Origin of the sequence: Vreelandella vilamensis (genome assembly GCF_031451755.1) — a bacterium.
Lineage (GTDB): Bacteria > Pseudomonadota > Gammaproteobacteria > Pseudomonadales > Halomonadaceae > Vreelandella > Vreelandella vilamensis.
This window is the reverse complement of the sequence record NZ_JARWAN010000001.1, coordinates 14,418-33,188: the sequence shown is the minus strand read 5'-3', so window position 1 is coordinate 33,188 and position 18,771 is coordinate 14,418. Positions and strand designations below refer to the sequence as shown.

The following is an 18,771-nucleotide window of genomic DNA, read 5'->3' as shown; positions in this document are numbered from 1 at the left end:
CACCGGGAATTAATATGGGTATTGAAGAACTTCTCGTTATTGGCATGTTTGCCAGTTTCATGGGGCTATTGCTGCTGGGTTTTCCGGTCGCTTGGTCTCTCGCGGGTATCGGCTTTCTGTTTGCCATTATCGGCCACGTCATGGTCGAGTATTTCGACGCCAATCTGTGGTTTTCCTGGGGCGGCACCATTGGCGTTCTTGCCCAGCGATTTTACGGGATCGTGGCCAATGAACTGATGGTGGCACTGCCGCTGTTCATTTTTATGGGCATCATGCTGGATCGCTCCGGGATTGCCGAACGCCTGATGAATTCGCTGGTACGCGTCATGGGCGGCCTGCGCGGCGGCTACGCGGTAACGGTGGTTATCGTGGGGATTCTGCTGGCCGCTTCAACTGGTATCGTAGGCGCCTCGGTCGTCTTGCTGGGCATGCTCTCCATCGGCCCAATGCTGAAAGCCAACTACAATAAGTCGCTGGCGGTGGGAACCGCCTGTTCGGTAGGCACCCTGGGGATACTCGTGCCGCCCAGCATCATGCTGGTACTGATGGCTGATCGCCTGGGCACCTCCGAAGCGTCTGTTGGACGTTTGTTCATGGGAGCGCTGATCCCTGGTGTGATGCTTGGCGTCATGTATATCGCCTTTATCATCATCGCCGCTTACATCAAGAAGGACCTTGCCCCCGCACCTAAGGATCGTGAACCCCTCAACGGGCGCGCGCTGCTGGAAGTGCTGATTGCCGTGCTGCCCCCCATGGTGCTGATCGTCGCAGTCCTTGGGTCGATTTTCACCGGCTTTGCTACCACGACAGAAGCCTCTGCCGTGGGCGCTCTGGGCGCCACGTTACTGGCTTTTACCAGCCGACGCCTGAACTTCAATGTCATGTCCAGCGCGCTTTACCAGACCACGCGCACCACGGCGTTTATCTTTGGCATTTTCATCGGTGCCACGGTTTTCGCGGCCGTATTGCGCGGTCTGGGGGGTGATGACGTTATTCGTGATGCGGTGACTGGCCTGCCATTTGGCACCGCCGGTATCGTGTTGTCGATTCTGTTAGTCGTCTTCCTGCTTGGCTTCTTCCTTGACTGGGTGGAGATCACTCTGATTATCCTGCCTCTGGTGGCACCTGTGGTGTTTAGCCTTGGGGTTGAGCCAGTCTGGTTTGCCATTCTGTTCGCGATTTGTCTGCAGACCTCGTTTATTACGCCACCCGTCGGATTTGCGCTCTTTTACATCAAAGGGGTCTGTCCACCTTCGATTCAGACAATGGACATCTACAAAGGTGTTGCTCCCTTCGTGCTGCTGCAGTTGCTTGGCCTTATGCTGGTGTTCTTCTTTGAACCGCTGGCCACCTGGCTGCCCAATCTGGTTTACAGCAGATAATACGCTAACCGTTTACAAGCCTTGTGATTAGCCCCTTGCCCTGCAGGGGGCTTTTGCTTCCCAGCACCTGTAAAAAAATACGCTGCTGGCGGGCAGGTGGCAGCATGTCGCATGGATTTCACATCGTTAAGTCAGGCACTAGATGGTATGATTAGCATTTGATACTGGTTCGCATCGCCACTATCCGCTCATACTCTACTTTTTCATACCCTGCTCTCTCATACCCTGAAGGAGAACTCCGTTGTCTCAGACTGCCGACCGTGGCCTCTACTCGCTATCCAAGCAGCTGGTCAGCCGGCTCAATGTCTGGTCATTCATTCTTTTTGGCATCGCCCTGGTGGTTGCCCTGCCCGTTATTGTCATCCTCGCGCATATCTTCATGCCAGCGGGTGACATCTGGCAGCACCTGGCCAGCACCGTGCTGCCGCGTTACTTAACCAATACGTTTTGGCTAGTGCTGATGGTGGGTATCGGCACGCTGATAATTGGCACCGGCACGGCGTGGCTGGTGGTGATGTGTCGCTTCCCCGGTAAGCGCCTATTCGAGTGGGCGCTTTTGCTGCCGCTGGCAGTGCCAACCTACGTCATTGCCTACGCTTACACCGATTTTTTGCAAGTCGCCGGCCCCTTGCAGAGCCTTTTGCGCGATACGTTCGGCTGGGAATACGGCGATTACTTTTTCCCCAATATTCGCTCGTTGGGGGGCGCGGCCATACTCATTACCCTGGTGCTCTACCCTTACGTGTACTTGCTGGCCCGAGCGTCTTTTCTAGAGCAGTCCGTTTGCGTGCTGGATGTCGGCCGCACCTTGGGCCGCGGGCCTTGGCATTTGTTTGCCACGGTCGCGGTACCGCTATCGCGCCCAGCGCTGGTGGGTGGCGTTTCATTGGTACTGATGGAGACGCTCAACGAATTTGGCGCAGTGCAGTATTTCGGGGTCGATACATTCACGACAGGGATTTATCGCACCTGGTTCGGCTTGGGCGAGCCCGTTGCCGCCGCACAGCTTGCCGCTTGCCTGCTGACCTTTGTGGTCGCCCTGGTGCTAATTGAACGCGCTTCGCGCGGCAAACGGCGTTACTTTCACAGCACCAACCGCTATCAACAGCTACCGGAATACCCGCTTTATGGCTGGCGTGCCGCCAGCGCGCTTATTGCCTGTTTGCTCCCAGTGCTCATCGGCTTTCTGCTCCCGAGTGCGATTTTGCTGCAAATGGCGATTGTCGAGGGGGATTCGCTTTTCGGCACACGCTTTATCGGGTTTGCCTTCAACAGCCTGTCACTTGCGACCATTGCCGCGCTGCTCGCGGTGGGGATGGCGATTCTTTTAAGCTACGGCGTGCGTATTCACAATACGCCCTTTGCGCGGGTCAGCTCGCGCATTGCGGCAATGGGCTACGCCATTCCCGGTTCGGTAGTCGCGGTGGGAATTTTAATCCCCTTTGCCTGGCTGGATAACGCCATTAATACCTGGCTTCACACCCAATACGGCTACATTATTGGGCTGATTTTTAGTGGCTCGGCGTTTATTTTGATTTATGCGTATGTGGTGCGCTTTTTGGCGGTCTCGTTTAACGCGGTCGAAGCCAGCTTAGGCAAAGTCACGCCGAGCATGGACGCCGCCGCGCGCACGCTTGGCCAAACGGCAGGCGGCACCCTACGGCGCATTCATACCCCACTAATGCGCAGCAGCTTATTGGCGGCAGGGATTTTGGTTTTTGTCGACGTGATGAAAGAGCTGCCCGCGACCATTATTTTGCGCCCGTTCAACTTCGATACATTGGCCGTTCGCGCACACAACCTCGCCGCCGATGAGCGACTAGCGGAGGCCTCAACGGCCTCGCTGGCGATTGTGGTGGTGGGCATTATTCCGGTGATTTTGTTAAGCGTGGCGATGCGCCGTGCTCGCCCCGGCAGCAGCGGTAGGTGACGGAAAGACAAACACCTGAGAAAGGTCCAAATGAATATCCACCGGTTGGCCTTCGCCGGGGAGAAAAAGCCCCGGCACCCGAGCGTGCAGGTGGGCTTCATCGCCTTGGCTACCGTGGGCGCACAGATGGATCAGGCTGGAGCGGCCTAACAGCTTGGCCATAATCACATGGCTATGGTCATGCGGATTGGGGTCTACATTGCACTCGGCAACCCGTAACGCTTCAGGACGAATCATCACTTTTGCTTGGCTACCTTCCGGCAGCCAACCGGCCTCGACGCTACCCACCGGCGTGGCGATTTTACCGTTGTTGACCGTACCGTCGAGCTCATTCACCTCACCAAAAAACGTCACCACAAAGGGATCGCTAGGGGCGCAGTAAAGCTCTTGTGGCGTGCCCACCTGAATAATTTTACCGTCACGCATCAAGGCAATGCGGTCGGCCATGAACATCGCCTCTTCGGGATCGTGGGTCACCAACAGCGTTGCCGCACCCACTTTTTTCAATACGTGAAGGGTATCGTCGCGAATTTGGTCGCGCAGGCGCGCGTCAAGGCTAGAAAACGGCTCGTCCAGCAGCATCAGCCGTGGCTCGGGTGCCAGCGCTCGCGCCAGCGCCACGCGCTGCTGTTGCCCGCCTGAAAGCATGTGCGGATACGTATCCGTGTAACTTGCCATGCCCAGCTGCTCTAAAAGCTCCTTGGCGCGTTTACGCCGCTGCGGCGCGGGGAGCTTTTTCAGTCCAAACATCACGTTTTCCAGCACGGTTAAGTGCGGAAAAAGCGCGGAATCTTGAAACGCCAGCCCCACATTACGCTTCTCTGGCGGCACATGGCGCTGCCCTGGGGATGCAATGACGTTGTCCTCAAGCGCCACGCTGCCCTCTTGCAACACTTCTAGCCCCGCCGCAATGCGCAGCAGCGTGGTTTTCCCACACCCGGAAGGCCCTAATAAGCAAACCACTTCGCCGGGCTCAACCTCCAGGTCAATGCCTTTTACTACGGTGTTGCCATCAAACGTATGGCGCACATTGCGCAGTGCCAGCGCATTGACTGGCGCTGCGACTTCCGCTGTATTCATCGTTACCGTCATGACACTCCGCCATTGAAAGAATTGAAAGCTATTCGCATTCTATTTTTTATTGGCTGCCAATGCACCTTTCTCGCCGTTACCAATCGTTTTAGATGATTTTATTTCTCATTTACTTGACTCAACGTGTGCTAAGCGCTTAAATAGCAAAACTCTTTCGTAATACAACTTATTATCATTATCTATCAAAAGGATGTTCGACGATGAAAACAGCACGTTTCGCCGCTCCAGTGGCTGCCGTTTTGGTAAGTAGCGCTTTTGCCAGCACGGCATTAGCTGACGAGCTCAACTTGTATTCCGCGCGTCACTACGACTCCGATGAGCGCCTTTACACCGCCTTTACCGACGAAACCGGCATTGAAGTCAACGTGCTTGAAGGCGATTCCGACCAGCTTATCGAACGCATCCAGCGCGAGGGAATCGCAAGCCCTGCCGATGTCATGCTAACCGTTGATGCTGGCCGCCTATGGCGCGCTGAGCAAGAAGGCATCTTCCAAAGCGTTGAGTCGGATGTGCTAGACGAGCGCTTGCCGGAATCCATGCGCCACCCGGAAGGGCTGTGGTTTGGCTTAAGCCAACGCGCCCGCGCCATTTACTATAACCGCGAAAACTTCGATCCCAGCCAGATCAGCTCTTACGAAGACCTGGCCGACCCGCAATTCGAAGGCCAAGTGTGCATTCGCTCCTCTAACAACATTTACAACCAGTCACTTCTGGCTTCTATGATCGCCCATCACGGCGAAGAAGGCGCTGAAGAATGGGCGCAGGGCGTGGTCGATAACATGGCGCGCGACCCGGAAGGCGGCGATACCGATCAAATCCGCGGTGTCGCAAGCGGTGAGTGCGACTTAGCCGTTGCCAACCATTACTACTACGTGCGCCTGCTGAAGTCGGACGACGACGCTGACCGTGAAGCCGCGCGCAAAGTGGGCATCATCTTTCCCAACCAAGACGGCCGTGGCGCTCACGTGAACGTCGGCGGTGCCGGTGTCGTTGACGGTGCCCCCAACCGTGAGAACGCCGTACGCTTTTTGGAGTTCTTGTCCTCTGACACCGCCCAGGAAATCTTTGCTTCCGGCAACAACGAGTTCCCGGTGGTTGCAGGCGTGAAGAAAGACCCGGTGCTGGAGTCTTGGGGCAACTTTAAGAAAGATGACCTGAACATCAGCGAACTGGGTGAAAACAACCCCGAAGCGATCCGCATCTTTGATCGCGTTGGCTGGCGTTAAGCGGGGCGCGAAACCACGCGCACCGATACGTCGACCAACACGTCTGTAAAGACGTCTATAACAAAAGCACCCGCTGCCATGGCAGCGGGTGCTTTTGTTTGCTAACGATCAAACAAAATGAATCAGTGCGCTTCGTCCCAATTGGCGCCACTTTCGGCTTCCACGGTAAGCTCAACATTAAGCTCAGCGGCGCCCTGCATGCGTTTTTGTACCTCGGCAATAAATGCCGCGACTTGGTTATCGGCGACTTCAAACACCAGCTCATCGTGAACCTGCATCACCATCAGCGCGTCAAAATCACTTCCCGCCAGCCAGGCATCGACGTCGATCATCGCGCGTTTGATGATATCCGCGGCGGTGCCTTGCATCGGCGCGTTAATGGCCGTGCGCTCGGCGCCTTGGCGGCGATTGCGGTTTTGCGAGTGAATCTCCGGCAGGTAGAGACGCCGACCAAACACCGTCTCGACATAGCCATCCTCCGCCGCTTGGGCGCGAATACGCTCCATGTAGCGTGCTACGCCTGGGTAGCGGTCGAAGTAGCGGTCGATGTAGGTCTGGGCCTGATGGCGCTCGATATGCAGCTGCCGCGACAGTCCCCAGGCGCTCATACCGTAGATTAGCCCGAAATTGATCGCTTTAGCGCTTCTACGCTGTTCACTGGAGACCTTTTCAAGCGAGGTACCAAACACCTCGGCGGCGGTGGCGGCGTGAATGTCCTTGCCGTCAGCGAAGGCGCTCAACAGCCCCTTATCTTCCGACAGGTGCGCCATGATGCGCAGCTCGATTTGCGAGTAGTCAGCAGCGACGATGCGATAACCCGGGCGCGCGGTAAACGCCTGTCGAATCTTGCGCCCCTCTTCCGTGCGAATGGGAATATTTTGCAGATTAGGGTCGGAGGATGAGAGCCGCCCCGTCGCGGTCACCGCCTGATGGTAGCTTGTGTGTACCCGCCCGGTGCGCGGGTTAATCAAACGTGGCAGTTTGTCGGTGTAGGTGGATTTCAGCTTGGATAACCCGCGGTGCTCCATGATCACTTTGGGCAGCGGGTAATCCAGCGCCAGTTCTTCGAGCACCGCTTCGGCGGTGGAGGGTGCGCCTTTGGGCGTTTTCTTAATCACCGGTATCTTCTGTTCCTCGAACAGAATCTCACCCAGTTGTTTGGGCGAGCCGAGATTGAACTCGCGCCCGGCAAGTTCAAATGCCTTGCTTTCCAATTCGCGAATACGGCTTGCCAACTCGTGGCTCTGGGTGTGCAGTCGCTCGGCATCCAGCGATACGCCATTGCGCTCGATGCGCGAAAGCACCGGCACCAGCGGTAGCTCAAGTGAGTCGAGCACCGCTGCCAACTCGCCTTCTTGCTCTACCTGTGGGCGCAGCGTTTGATGAAGGCGCAGGGTAATATCCACGTCTTCGCAGGCATAAGGGGCGGCTTGCTCCAGCGCGATCTGGTTGAAAGTCAGCTGTTTCGCCCCTTTGCCGGCAATATCCTCAAACGAAATGGTGTTCTCACCGAGGTACTTGAGCGCCAGCGACTCCATATCGTGACGCGTAGCGGTGGAATTGAGCACGTAGGACGCCAGCATGGTGTCGGCGAGCGGCCCGGCCAGCGTAATGCCGACGTTGGCGAGCACCGACATATCGTACTTCAGGTTCTGGCCGATTTTGGTTTTGCTGCGGTCTTCGAGTAGCGGCTTGAGTGCGTTTAACACCGCGTCACGATCCAGCTGCGCGGGGGCATCCAAGTAATCGTGTGCCAGCGGAATATATGCCGCCTCGCCGGGTTCAAGCGCAAGCCCCACGCCGACGATTTCCGCCTCCATGTAGTTAAGGCTGGTGGTTTCCAAGTCGACACAAAAACGCTCAGCCTTGAATAGCCGCTCAAGCCAGACGTCCAGTTCACGCTGCTCGGTGATGACGTGATCCTGACGCGCGCTGGGCGGTTGACTACCTGCCTCGTCGTCCGCGTCATCCACCGGCGCCCCGCTCGTGACATCGTCGACGCCTTCGTCTTGGCCGTCTAATAGCTCGGCGAGCCACTGTTTGAACTCAAGCTCGCGGTAAAGCGCAACCAGCCGCTCGCGATCAGGGTGGGCGATATCCAGATCATCAAGCCCTACCGGCAGGTCGCAGTCGGTTTTGATGGTCGCAAGTTGATATGAGAGAAACGCTTGATCACGGTGCTCTTCTAACTTTTTGGGCAGCGTTTTGGCCCCACGAAAGCTGAGCGTTTTGACCCGTTCCAGATCGCCGTAAATGGTATCCAGTCCGCCTTCCATGCCTTGCAACAGGCCGATGGCGGTTTTTTCGCCCACGCCCGGCACGCCGGGGATGTTGTCGACTTTATCGCCCATTAGGGCGAGATAATCGATGATTAATGCCGGCGGTAAGCCGAACTTGTCTTTCACCCCGGCTTCATCCAGCGTTTCGTCCTTCATGGTGTTAACCAAGGTGATGTGCGCGTTGACCAGCTGTGCCATGTCCTTATCGCCGGTGGAAATCACCGCGTCGCGCCCAGACTGCGTGGCCTTGTGCGCCAAGGTGCCGATCACGTCATCCGCCTCAACGCCTTCAATACACAAAAGCGGCAACCCCAGCGATTTTACGCAGTCGTGCAGCAGCGTAACCTGGCTTCGCAGGTCATCCGGCATTGGTGGCCGGTGCGCCTTGTAGGCTTCGTACATCTCGTCGCGGAAGGTTTTACCCGGCGCATCAAACACCACCGCCATGGGGCTATCAGGGTAGTCCTTGATCAGCCGTTTGAGCATATTGAGCACGCCCTTCACGGCGCCGGTCGGCTGTCCTTGGGAAGTGGTCAGCGGCGGCAGCGCGTGAAACGCGCGATACAAATAAGAGGAGCCATCCACAAGCACGATCGGAGCGCGAGCCATACACAATTCACCGTTCAAAAAAATTCGTCAGGCTATGATAGCGCGCCGCTGGCGCTGTGCCGAATGCAAACGTACGATCCCACGATACCTCGCGGCGAAAGTCGCCCGGATCAACGCTGCCAAGTGGCGCACCAAGCCGCTACAATAGTGGGCTTAGCAACCTGGGCGAGATTCTCATGGCTGTATTTACTCCGCTTAGCGACACACAGGTCGCGGCGTTTTTGGACAAGTTTGACGTTGGCCGCTTTACGGCCCTTCAGGGCGTGGCCGACGGCACGGAAAACTCCACTTTTTTTGTCACCACCGACCGCCACGAGCTGGTCTTAACGCTCTTTGAGCAGGGCGAGCACGAAGAGCTGCCGTTCTTTGTCGACTTGCTTGACTACCTCGCGGAGCATCGCTTGCCGGTGCCCGGCACGGTACACGACCGCGACGGCGTGGCACTGCATAGTCTGGCGGACAAGCCGGCCCTGCTCTTTCCGCGCTTGCCGGGTCGCCACCCGGAAGCTCCCAATATCGCCCAATGCCGCGCGCTGGGCGATGCGCTTGGGCATATGCACGTGGTGTCGCAGCATTTCCCCGGCCACCGTCCCAACCCGCGCGATTTGCACTGGCTACGGATCAAGCATCACAAAGTGCTGACTTACTTAAGCCCTAGCGATCAAACACTGATGAAAGACGAAGTTGACGACTTCGAAAGCGCTTTCAGTCAGCACCGCGAGCTACCCCAAGGTGCCATCCACGGCGACTTGTTTCGCGATAACACCCTGTTTGATGGCGAACGGCTCGGCGGCATCATCGATTTTTACAACGGCTGCACCGGCGACTTGCTGTTTGACCTGGCGATCGTGATTAACGACTGGGCTTCCGACGCCGACGGGCGCTTAAACCCCGAGCGTCATGACGCCCTGCTTGAAGCCTACCAAGCACGCCGCCCCCTAACCCAGGAGGAGCGTGACCTCTGGCCGGTGATGCTGCGCATGACCGCGCTGCGTTACTGGCTCTCGCGCCTGTTGGTGGTTTACGTCGACCCGCCGGCGCACGATTTAACCCCCCACGACCCTGAGCGTTTTCGCACCATCTTGCACGCGCGTATTGCACACGGCGCGCTGCCGATTCCCGAGGTCAGCCGATGAGCCATATGGCATCCGCCGAAAGCCCCGCCCTACGCGCGCGGCGCACGTGGAACATTGACCAATGGGGCAGCGGCTACTTCGACGTCGACGACCGCGGCCAAACCCTGGTACGCCCTCACGGCAGCGAGGCAAACGGCCCGGCGCTTCCGCTAACAGGGCTGGTGCACCAACTGCGTAACGCCGGGCTGCGCCTGCCGGTACTGGTACGCTTTAGCGATATCCTGCACGACCGCGTGGAGCAGCTGTGCGGCGCTTTCGACCAAGCAATGCAAGAGGCGGATTACACCGCCGGCTATACCGCCGTCTACCCCATCAAGGTGAATCAGCAGCGCCGCGTGGTAGAAGAGATCCTCGCCACCACCGAGCGCGGTCACGGCCGCGTGGGACTAGAAGCTGGCAGCAAACCGGAGCTTCTGGCGGTGCTGGCGCTCTCCGATAGCGGCTCGTCGCTGATCGTGTGCAACGGTTATAAAGACCGCGAGTACGTACGCTTAGCACTGCTCGGCGAAAAGCTCGGCCATCGGGTGTACCTGGTGGTGGAAAAGCTTTCCGAGCTTGAGTTGATTTTGACAGAAGCCCGAGCGCTGGAGGTGCGCCCGCGTATTGGCCTACGCGCCCGGCTTGCCTCGGTGGGCAAGGGAAAATGGCAAAATACCGGCGGGGAAAAGTCCAAATTCGGCCTGACGGCGAGTCAAATTTTGCAAGTGGTCGAGACCTTGCGCGACGCTGATGCGCTGGGCAGCCTACAGCTGGTGCATTTTCACTTGGGCTCTCAGATCGCCAATATCCGCGATATTCAGCGCGGTCTGCGCGAATGCGCGCGGTTTTATCAAAGCCTGGTGGCGCTTGGTGCGCCGGTGGATACCGTCGATGTCGGCGGCGGCTTGGGGGTCGACTACGAAGGTACCCGCTCGCGCAGCTTCTGTTCGGCCAACTACTCCATGGCCGAGTACGCCCGCAATGTGGTCAATGCGTTCGCCCAACTTTGCCGGGAGAACGGCTTGGTGCAACCGCATCTGATCAGCGAGTCCGGCCGTGCGCTAACCGCGCACCATGCGGTGCTGATCACCAACGTGATCGATGAGGAACGCATCGACGCCACACCGCCTGAGCGCCTTGCGCTGGATGAGCCCCACGTTGCCGCCCTGTGGCAAGCATTTGAACAGCTTGAAGCCCCGCAAGAACCGCGCGTGTTGGTGGAAGCATGGCACGATTTGCTGCAGGCCGTTAGCGAGCTGCAAGAGCGCTTTGTCATGGGGTTAACTAGCGTCACCGCCCGGGCCGAAGGCGAACGCGTTTACACCGCCGCCTGCGTGCGGCTAAGAGCGCAACTGGATACCCGCAATCGCGCCCACCGCGATATTCAAGATGAGCTGGCGGAAAAACTCGCCGACAAACTGTTTGTGAATTTTTCGCTCTTTCAGTCGGTGCCCGATATTTGGGGGATCGAGCAGATATTCCCGGTGTTGCCGCTAGCGGGACTCGATCAGCCGCCCACGCGTCGCGCCGTGATTCAGGACATCACCTGCGACTCGGACGGGCGAATCGATCACTACGTCGATGGTCAGGGGGTTGAGAGCACCCTACCGCTGCCCGAATGGGTCAACAACGAGGAGCGATGGCTTGGGTTTTTCCTCGTCGGCGCCTACCAGGAAATCCTGGGGGATTTACACAACCTGTTCGGTGATACCGATTCGGTCGACGCCGCGCTCGATGCTAACGGCGAGTGGGTGCTCTCAAACCCGTTGGCGGGCGATCGCGTGGCCGATGTACTGGCCTACGTCAATTTCGACGCCAACGTGCTGAAAAAGAAGCTAATGGACCAGCTTGCTGCCGGCAATTTCACCGAACACGAACAGGCCCACTTTGCTCAAAGCTTAAGCGACGGCCTAAGCGGTTATACCTATCTTGAGTAACGAGCTTGAATACCCCCCTACTCGACCACACTGGCGGTGACTTCCAGCCCGCCGGTGAGGGTCATGCGCAAGGAGGCGCCGCGGGGGAGTTCGCCAACACCTGCCGGTGTGCCGGTTAAGATCACATCGCCGGGCTCCAGGGTAAAGTGGCGACTCATTTCCGCTACCAATGTCGGCACCGGGAAAATCATGTCAGCCCCTTCCCCGCGTTGACGCTCTTCCCCGTCGATCTCCAGCGTGAATGCCAGTGCGTTCCAGTTAGGTACGCGGGTGAGCGGTAAAAAGGAAGATAACGGGCAGGCACCATCGAAGGCTTTGGCCACTTCCCACGGGTGCCCTTTCTCTTTCAATTGGGTTTGCACATCGCGCAGGGTCAAATCCATGGCAAGGCCGACACCGACGATAGCGCGCTCGGCTTCATCTTGGGTCGCCTCGGTCAGCCTCTCCCCTACCAGCAGCGCCAACTCGATCTCATAATGCACCTTCCCCCGCGAAAACGGCGGGTTAAGCGGCTGGCTCAGGTCTACCGCACTGGTGGCCGGCTTGATAAACAAAAGCGGCTCCGTCGGCACGGGATTATCCAGCTCTTTGGCGTGGTCAGCGTAGTTGCGACCGACGCAGACGATTTTCCCCAACGGCTGGGAAAACGCCTGACCATCGGTAAAGTGTGTAACAAAGCGCATGGCGGGTAGTCTCCTTCTCCTAATGCGTGCCGCCGTTTAACGACAGACGCAATAGTCTACCCCACCATGGCAAAAGTGCTACACCCTGTTTGCGGCTGAGCGCCCGTTTATTTGGGCGTCCATTGCGCGCCGGGCGGATGCACCAAAAAGCCGGGGCGACGATGGGGGGCTGCAAAGGGCGTTTGGCAGCGGTTATCCGGGCGATTATAGACAAAAAACACGTTGCTGCGCGGGTCCGGTGAAAGGTTGGCGTTGGATGCATGCAATACGTTGCAGTCGAACAGCAATAAGCCGCCGGCCTTGCCTTTCGGTGCTTCAATTCCGTATTCATTGACCAGTTCGGTTAGCGCTTGAGGGCCGGGCACCCCTACCTGCTGGGCTTTTAGCGAGCGTTTGTGGTTATTGGCGGGGGTTTCCCCTAAACACGGCACAAACTTCTCGTGTGAGCCGGGGATCAGCATCAGCGGGCCGTTAAACTCGTGATTATCGGTCAGAATCAACGAGGCGCTCACCGCGTGCATCCGCGGCATACCATCCTCGGCGTGCCAGGTCTCAAAATCGGAGTGCCAGTTAAAGCCCTTGCCAGCAAAGCCTGGCTTATAGTTGATGCGCGACTGATGAACGTAAGGCTCGGCGCCGATAATTTGCCGCGCGGCACCGGCAAAACGCTCATCTTTCGCTAGCTCACCTAGGCGCCGAGAGAGAAAATGCACGGCAAACAGCGAGCGAATTTCCTGGCTTTCCGGCTCGGTGACGCTGAAATCGCGCTCGCGAAAATTGTCGTGCTCCATCAGCGCTTTCATTTCTTGGCGCAGTTCCTTGAGCTCTTCACCGCGAATCAGGTTGGGAATAAACAGAAAGCCCTTACGCTCAAACTCGTCGAGTTGCGCCCGAGTGAGCGGCCCGTTAAGTTCGCGGCCTTTTACCACGGCCTCTTTGCGCGGCTGCCAGAGGGCATCCGGCGCTGAGCGCAGACGCGTTGGGTAAAAATCCTGCACCGGCGCACGCTGCGCGGAAGGCAGGTCGGTCATGTCGCTGTACTGTTTCTGGGTCGTGGTGCGGAAAGGAATGTTGCTGAATGCCATCTAATCAACTCCCTGAAAAACAAAAAGATATGATTAAACGTCAATCAATGTGGCTGCGAAGGTTATGACTGCGAGCACTAGGGTAGACGAAAACCCCCATACTGCAAGCAGGGGTCGACTGAAGGCGCTAAGACGCTAAGACGCTAAGACGCTAAGACAAGAAATCAGCCCGCGTGATGGCGAAGCAACCACTCCGTTGGCGTGTCGCTCTTGCTTAGGCGCGCGCCGGTCAGTTGATACCATTCGTCTTCGGTAAGGTAGAGCTGGCACCAGCGGCCAAGGGCCGCCGCGGTAGCGTCGGCGCTTTGCTGGTTGGTGCGATAGCGGCTTGCCATGTCCAGGAGGTCTTGTCGGGCGGCACGCGCACGCGCGAAGCCCCCGTGCACGCTTGAAAGCGGGCAGCGCTGGTCATAGGCTGCGTTGATTAACGCGTCCAGCCAGTAACCTAGCTCACGCGCCTGTATGCCGCCATAAACTGCCACCTGTCTCTCCCTAAAGTGATAAGGACGCCAGCCTGCCCGAATTTCGTGCAAAAGTCATCTTCTGGCGATGCTAGCCAACGTTCTCGCTGTCAAAACCACGCAGCACGTTCACCACGTTAACGCCGATATCCTCAACCGCATAGCCGCCTTCCATCAAGAACGTTGTGGGCCGCTGCAACTGCGCAAGGCGCTCGCCAAGGGTCACAAAATCCTCGCGTTTGAAGGTGAACGCGCTAATGGGGTCGCCCTCAAAAATATCCACCCCCAGCGACACCACTAAAAGTTCGGGGGCAAACGCTTGGAGACGTGCCATCGCTTGATCCAGCGTTGCCAGCCACGTGACCACCTCGGTGCCCGGCGGCAGGGGATAATTCACGGTAAAACCTTCGCCGGGACCGTCGCCTGTCTCATCAGCATAGCCCGCGTAATACGGAAACGTCACGGCCGGGTCGCCATGAATCGACACAAACAGCACGTCCTCGCGGTCATAAAAAATCTGTTGCGTGCCGTTACCGTGGTGAAAGTCGACATCCAGAATCGCCACGCGCGTTTTGCCGGCATCGCGGGCGTACTGCGCCGCAATGGCGGCGTTATTGAAAAAGCAGTAACCGCCAAATTGATCCCGCGCCGCGTGATGCCCCGGCGGACGGCACAGACCAAAGCTCGGCTCGCCGCTTGAAAGCGTATGCGAGACGGCGGCCAGCGCTACGTCTTTGCTCGCCATGGCAGCGTCAAACGTGCCCTGCGTGATCGAGGTTTCCGCCGCTAGCGCATAGTAACCCAGTTGCCCGCTAACCGACTCAGGGATATGTTTTCCTGGCAGTGTGCGCGCCGGCCAGATATTTGCCATCGCTTCACCCGCGTGCCCCGCTGCTTGCCAGCGCTGCCAACAGCTTTCGAGAAAACTCACATAGCCCGTATCGTGAACGGCAAGCACCGGCGCCAGCCCATAAGCGTGGGGCGCGCGAACCTCGCCTAACGGTGACTGTTTGAGGTGGGCAAGAATCAACGCCACTCGCTCGGGGCTTTCAAACGGCGTGACCAGCGCGCCGTCGTGAAGCTCGGTGCGCGCTTGGCGCAAGCTTGTCTTATCGCTGTGAAACGTCAGCATGACTGCCTTTTATCACCTTACAATCGAAAAAATCGGGGCAGCGCCACACGGCGGCCCACTGGTGTTTTTGCTCGGGGCGCTTTTGTTTCAGCGCATACTCAGCGCGGCTTGCCGCCGCGCGGTCAGCGAATGGCTGCGCCCCCAGTAGCGCTTGGGGTGGGTTAGCGCGAGTATAACGCGCGCCTTTACCCTCGCAGTGGGCACGATAACGCTTGGCGAGATCGTTGGTAATGCCCACGTAGGTGCCGCGCTGGCACTGCAATAAATACAGGTACCAACGCCCCTTGGCCGCCGTCACGATGACGAAACCTTTGTGTCCGGCGTGGTGTTCGGCGTAATCGGCGTGTGCTCCAAGTCCTGCAAAAAGCTTTTTAGCTTGTCGAGTGGCATGGGTTTGGCCAAGCCGAAGCCTTGAAAAATATCGCACTGATAATCCAGCAAACGCACATGCTGCGGTGGCGTTTCGACGCCTTCGGCCACCACGTTCAACCCCAGGTGGTGCGCCATGGAAATGATCCCCTGTACGATCGCCGCGTCATCCTCGCTGTGGGGCAACTCTTTGATAAAGCTACGGTCGATTTTCACCGTGCTGATAGGTAAGTTTTTCAGGTAGCTAAGGCTTGAAAAACCGGTGCCAAAATCATCAATCGCCACGGGAATATGCATGCTACGTAGCGCGTGTAGCGTATCGATGGCGGCTTCGGTGTTATCCAACAAAACGCCTTCGGTCAGCTCAAGCTCTAGCTGCTCGGCGGGCAAGCCGGTGGCATCCAAGGTGGCGCGTAACGTGGCCAAGAAACTCGCACGGTGAAATTGCAGCGGCGATACATTGACCGCGGCTTTCACCGCGCCATAGCCTTGATCCGCAAGCGCTTGCATATCGCGGCAGGCGCGCATCAGTACCCACTCGCTAATGGGCATGATTTGCCCTGTCGCCTCCGCCAGCGGAATAAAGCGCGCCGGGGAAATAAAGCCTTTTTGCGGATGCGGCCAGCGCAACAGCGCCTCCACCCCGGAGAGCCGGCCGTCGCGGTTGATCAACGGCTGGTAATAGAGCTCAAAGCCTTCATTATCAATGGCCTCCTGCAAGTCATTGCGCAGCACCATGCGCTCGCTCACGCTATCGGTGAGCGTATGGTTAAACCAATGGTACGCGTTACGCCCCTGCTGCTTGGCTTGATACATCGCCATATCGGCCTGCTGAAGCAACTCTTGCGGGTGTAACGTGTCCGGCTGACTCATGGCAATGCCGATACTCGCGGTGAGATAAAGCTCCTGACCCTCAATACAGTATGACTGTGCCAATGCCGGCAACATGCGCTCGACAACCCCCATGACATGGGTGCCATCGTCAATATTGGGCTGCAAGATAACAAACTCGTCGCCGCCTAGCCGCGCCACGGTATCTTGTGGCCGTACCGCCGCAAGAAGACGCTGCGCCACGTCAATCAACAGCTTATCGCCCACCGCGTGGCCTAAATTATCATTGATCGGCTTGAAATCATCCAGGTCCACGAACAGCACGGCAACCTGTTTACCACGACGCTGAGAATCATTGAACTCGGCAATTAGCCGCTCTTCAAACAGCGATCGGTTCGGCAGGTGAGTCAGGGAATCGTGGGAGGCGTGATAGGCCAAGCGCGCTTCAAAGGCCTTGTGCTCAGTAATATCGTGCTGCACCCCGACAAAGTGGGTGACGTGCCCCGCGTCGTCACGCACCGGCGCAATGTACAAGTCATTCCAGAATAGCGTGCCATCTTTGCGATAATTGCACAGCGTCACGTGAATATCGCGCTGTGCGTTTACGTGTGCTTGGATACGCGAGACGACCTTGGGGTCGCTTCCCTCTCCCTGTAAAAACCGGCAGTTGCGGCCGATAATCTCGTGTTGGTCGTAACCTGTCATGTGGCAGAAAGCGCTGTTGGCGTAAACAATCGGCTGATCAGGCTGTCTGGCATCGGCAATGACAATGCCGTTGACGCTCGCCTCGACACATCGCTCTAATGTGCGCAGCTGCGTTTGCTGGCCACGACTCGCGGTGACGTCTTGGCCGATACCATAAACCCCCTCGATTTCGTCATTGACGATGATCGGCGTGTTGATCATGGCAATCACGTGGGCTTTACCATCGCGATCATGCAGCACGAATTCGTAACGCTCAATATGCCCTTGCTTAGCGGCATTAAAATGCTGCAACAACCGTTCGATATCCTCGCGCTGAATAAAATCGACAAAAGAGCGGCCCAGCATCTCGTCTGGGGTGTAGCCGGTAATCGTACCGCAAGTCGCGTTAGCGCTAATAAAGCGCCCGTCTAAATCGAGCGAAAACACCGCATCGGGGTGGTGCACAAGCAACGAACGGTAGCGCTGTTCACTCTCTTGTAGCGAGCGTCGCGCCTGTGCCCGTTCGACGGCCAGCGCCACCAGCCCGGCGGCTTTCTCGATGAACACTTGGTGCGTCTTATCCGGTTCGGCGACGCGTCGGTAGTAGGTCGCAAACGTCCCCAAAATCTGGCCATCCCCGCCAATCACCGGGCACGACCAGCAGGCGCTTAGGCCATTTTTTAGTGCGGTGTCTTTGTAGCCTTTCCAGCGCGCATCATTGGCAATATCGGCACAAATGACCGGCTCTTGGAGAAACGCCGCACTGCCACAGGCACCACTGTTAATGCCAATGCGAATGCGTGTAATCGCCTTACGATAAGGCGCTGGCAACCGTTCGCCGGCGGCTAAGTACAAAGACGTTTTCTCAGTATTCGCGAGCATGATTGAGCAAATAGCCCCAGGCAACTGGCGTTCCAGCATTTGGCAAATTGTCTCCAAAATACGGTCCAGCGGCGCGTCTTGGGCAATCATGCGCTGCGTTCGCTGCTGATCTTCAAGCGCCTGGCGCGCTTGGGTAAGCTCTTGGCTGCGCGCAGACGTCAAACTCACGGCCCCAAGGCTAAACGCCAATAGCCAACTCAGCGTCAACCCGCCGAAAGCGACCCCTGTGGGCACCAGGTTGTCATGCTGTTGTTGACTGAGCACCAACCACGCCAAGCTGCTCAGCGCCACGCCGCCCACACACGCCGCCACCGTCAACGCTCCCGGGTTAAGCGCCTTGTTACTTTCGCGTTGGCTAGCAAGCAGCAGGGCCACCCCAAGCAAAAAGGCAAAAAAGACAACGACCAAAGGTGATGAGGTGGCAAGCACCCCTTGCGTGCCCAGCACGCCCTGAAACCACACCCCCGATAACACGCCGAACGCCAGCACACCGAACACCAGCAGCAATACGCCGGAAAGCCGCCATAGCCGTTGGTGCCAAAGCCTGGTTAGCCCACAGAGCAAGCTCACCGCTGCGGGCAACATGGTTAAGGTCAAAATCGTCGCCATGCGCCGCCCCGGCGTAATCCACGAGGCGGAAACACCCCCGGCCATCGCGTTGTGCGCCAAGGTATACAGCAGCAACAAAATGAGCGTGACCATGGCGCTACACCGCAGCCAGCGCCACCCTTGCAGCGAAGCCAAAAGCCCCGTGCCAAAGAGCATCGCGCTAAGCGCCGCATCAGGCACCAGCACATTGGCCACCAATGCGTCATGGCGCTCCCAAAGGTGTAACGCTACCCCAGCAGCGCCCAGGCACAGCAATGACGCTGCGACCAAAAGGAGTAAACTTTCTTGTGCTAAATCGCGGGTTTTGACCGGCATCACTGCCCCCAAATGACTATCGTGCCCATACGCCGGGGCAAACAAACGTCTAGGCTAATCGATTCCCCCTCAAACGTCGCGCATGACTTTGTTTAGCTTAAGTGACAATTTCGGTATACTAGGCACGCAGTACGTTTTTTTTCACACGGA

The 18,771-nt window shown here is 57.7% G+C and carries 13 protein-coding genes; 5 read left to right on the top strand and 8 right to left on the bottom strand.

Features of this window, described 5'->3' with window-relative positions; translation table 11 throughout:
- The first annotated feature begins 14 nt into the window (after positions 1-14).
- The gene (locus QC823_RS00140; protein WP_309654334.1) at positions 15-1,382 is read left to right on the top strand and encodes a TRAP transporter large permease; all 1,368 of its coding nucleotides are present in this window, start codon (positions 15-17) and stop codon (positions 1,380-1,382) included.
- 286 nt (positions 1,383-1,668) lie between these two features.
- The gene (locus QC823_RS00135) at positions 1,669-3,312 is read left to right on the top strand and encodes an ABC transporter permease (protein ID WP_422823544.1); all 1,644 of its coding nucleotides are present in this window, start codon (positions 1,669-1,671) and stop codon (positions 3,310-3,312) included.
- Here the strand turns inward: QC823_RS00135 and QC823_RS00130 are convergent.
- The gene (locus QC823_RS00130; protein ID WP_309654332.1) at positions 3,265-4,404 is read right to left on the bottom strand and encodes an ABC transporter ATP-binding protein; all 1,140 of its coding nucleotides are present in this window, start codon (positions 4,402-4,404) and stop codon (positions 3,265-3,267) included. The genes QC823_RS00135 and QC823_RS00130 overlap by 48 nt on opposite strands.
- Before the next feature lie 200 nt (positions 4,405-4,604).
- Between QC823_RS00130 and QC823_RS00125 the strand changes: the two genes are divergently transcribed.
- Positions 4,605-5,630: a Fe(3+) ABC transporter substrate-binding protein gene (locus QC823_RS00125; RefSeq protein ID WP_309654331.1), complete on the top strand. Its 1,026-nt coding sequence runs from the start codon at positions 4,605-4,607 to the stop codon at positions 5,628-5,630.
- Between the two features lie 122 nt (positions 5,631-5,752).
- Here QC823_RS00125 and polA read toward each other — a convergent pair whose 3' ends face one another.
- Complete coding sequence (gene polA, locus QC823_RS00120) at positions 5,753-8,518, bottom strand: DNA polymerase I (RefSeq protein WP_309654330.1); 2,766 nt, start codon at positions 8,516-8,518, stop codon at positions 5,753-5,755.
- A gap of 176 nt (positions 8,519-8,694) precedes the next feature.
- Between polA and QC823_RS00115 the strand changes: the two genes are divergently transcribed.
- Together QC823_RS00115 and speA are read left to right on the top strand one after the other, a co-directional pair.
- On the top strand, positions 8,695-9,654 hold the full coding sequence (locus QC823_RS00115; protein ID WP_309654329.1) for a homoserine kinase: 960 nt from the start codon (positions 8,695-8,697) through the stop codon (positions 9,652-9,654).
- Complete coding sequence (gene speA / locus QC823_RS00110; RefSeq protein ID WP_309654328.1) at positions 9,651-11,570, top strand: biosynthetic arginine decarboxylase; 1,920 nt, start codon at positions 9,651-9,653, stop codon at positions 11,568-11,570. Before QC823_RS00115 ends, speA begins: the two co-directional genes overlap by 4 nt.
- A 17-nt stretch (positions 11,571-11,587) precedes the next feature.
- On the opposite strand, the gene QC823_RS00105 is transcribed toward speA, so the two are convergent.
- The 6 genes from QC823_RS00105 to QC823_RS00080 all read right to left on the bottom strand — a co-directional run bounded on the left by QC823_RS00105 (position 11,588) and on the right by QC823_RS00080 (position 18,621).
- Positions 11,588-12,253 (bottom strand): fumarylacetoacetate hydrolase family protein, encoded by a 666-nt coding sequence (locus QC823_RS00105; RefSeq protein ID WP_309654327.1) that lies wholly within the window; start codon positions 12,251-12,253, stop codon positions 11,588-11,590.
- A gap of 107 nt (positions 12,254-12,360) precedes the next feature.
- Complete coding sequence (gene thpD / locus QC823_RS00100) at positions 12,361-13,338, bottom strand: ectoine hydroxylase (RefSeq protein WP_422823533.1); 978 nt, start codon at positions 13,336-13,338, stop codon at positions 12,361-12,363.
- A 164-nt stretch (positions 13,339-13,502) separates the two neighbouring features.
- Positions 13,503-13,820 carry a hypothetical protein gene (locus tag QC823_RS00095; protein ID WP_309654326.1) on the bottom strand — a complete coding sequence of 106 codons (318 nt, stop codon included), beginning with the start codon at positions 13,818-13,820 and terminating at the stop codon, positions 13,503-13,505.
- Positions 13,821-13,890: 70 nt separating this feature from the next.
- The gene (locus QC823_RS00090) at positions 13,891-14,931 is read right to left on the bottom strand and encodes a histone deacetylase family protein (protein ID WP_309654325.1); all 1,041 of its coding nucleotides are present in this window, start codon (positions 14,929-14,931) and stop codon (positions 13,891-13,893) included.
- Positions 14,909-15,229, bottom strand: a complete 321-nt coding sequence (locus QC823_RS00085) for a GIY-YIG nuclease family protein (protein ID WP_309654324.1) — start codon at positions 15,227-15,229, stop codon at positions 14,909-14,911. The genes QC823_RS00090 and QC823_RS00085 overlap by 23 nt, the downstream gene beginning before the upstream one ends.
- A complete protein-coding gene (locus tag QC823_RS00080; protein WP_309654323.1) occupies positions 15,226-18,621 on the bottom strand; it encodes a sensor domain-containing phosphodiesterase in 3,396 nt (1,131 codons plus the stop codon). The genes QC823_RS00085 and QC823_RS00080 overlap by 4 nt, the downstream gene beginning before the upstream one ends.
- Positions 18,622-18,771: the final 150 nt, after the last annotated feature.

Bases quoted from the DNA above. Each gene is read 5' to 3' on its own strand.
- QC823_RS00140 (WP_309654334.1), top strand. From the start codon at position 15: ATGGGTATTGAAGAACTTCTCGTTATTGGCATGTTTGCCAGTTTCATG.
- QC823_RS00130 (WP_309654332.1), bottom strand. From the start codon at position 4,404: ATGACGGTAACGATGAATACAGCGGAAGTCGCAGCGCCAGTCAATGCG.
- QC823_RS00125 (WP_309654331.1), top strand. From the start codon at position 4,605: ATGAAAACAGCACGTTTCGCCGCTCCAGTGGCTGCCGTTTTGGTAAGT.
- polA (WP_309654330.1), bottom strand. From the start codon at position 8,518: ATGGCTCGCGCTCCGATCGTGCTTGTGGATGGCTCCTCTTATTTGTAT.
- QC823_RS00115 (WP_309654329.1), top strand. From the start codon at position 8,695: ATGGCTGTATTTACTCCGCTTAGCGACACACAGGTCGCGGCGTTTTTG.
- speA (WP_309654328.1), top strand. From the start codon at position 9,651: ATGAGCCATATGGCATCCGCCGAAAGCCCCGCCCTACGCGCGCGGCGC.
- QC823_RS00105 (WP_309654327.1), bottom strand. From the start codon at position 12,253: ATGCGCTTTGTTACACACTTTACCGATGGTCAGGCGTTTTCCCAGCCG.
- thpD (WP_422823533.1), bottom strand. From the start codon at position 13,338: ATGGCATTCAGCAACATTCCTTTCCGCACCACGACCCAGAAACAGTAC.
- QC823_RS00090 (WP_309654325.1), bottom strand. From the start codon at position 14,931: ATGCTGACGTTTCACAGCGATAAGACAAGCTTGCGCCAAGCGCGCACC.
- QC823_RS00080 (WP_309654323.1), bottom strand. From the start codon at position 18,621: ATGCCGGTCAAAACCCGCGATTTAGCACAAGAAAGTTTACTCCTTTTG.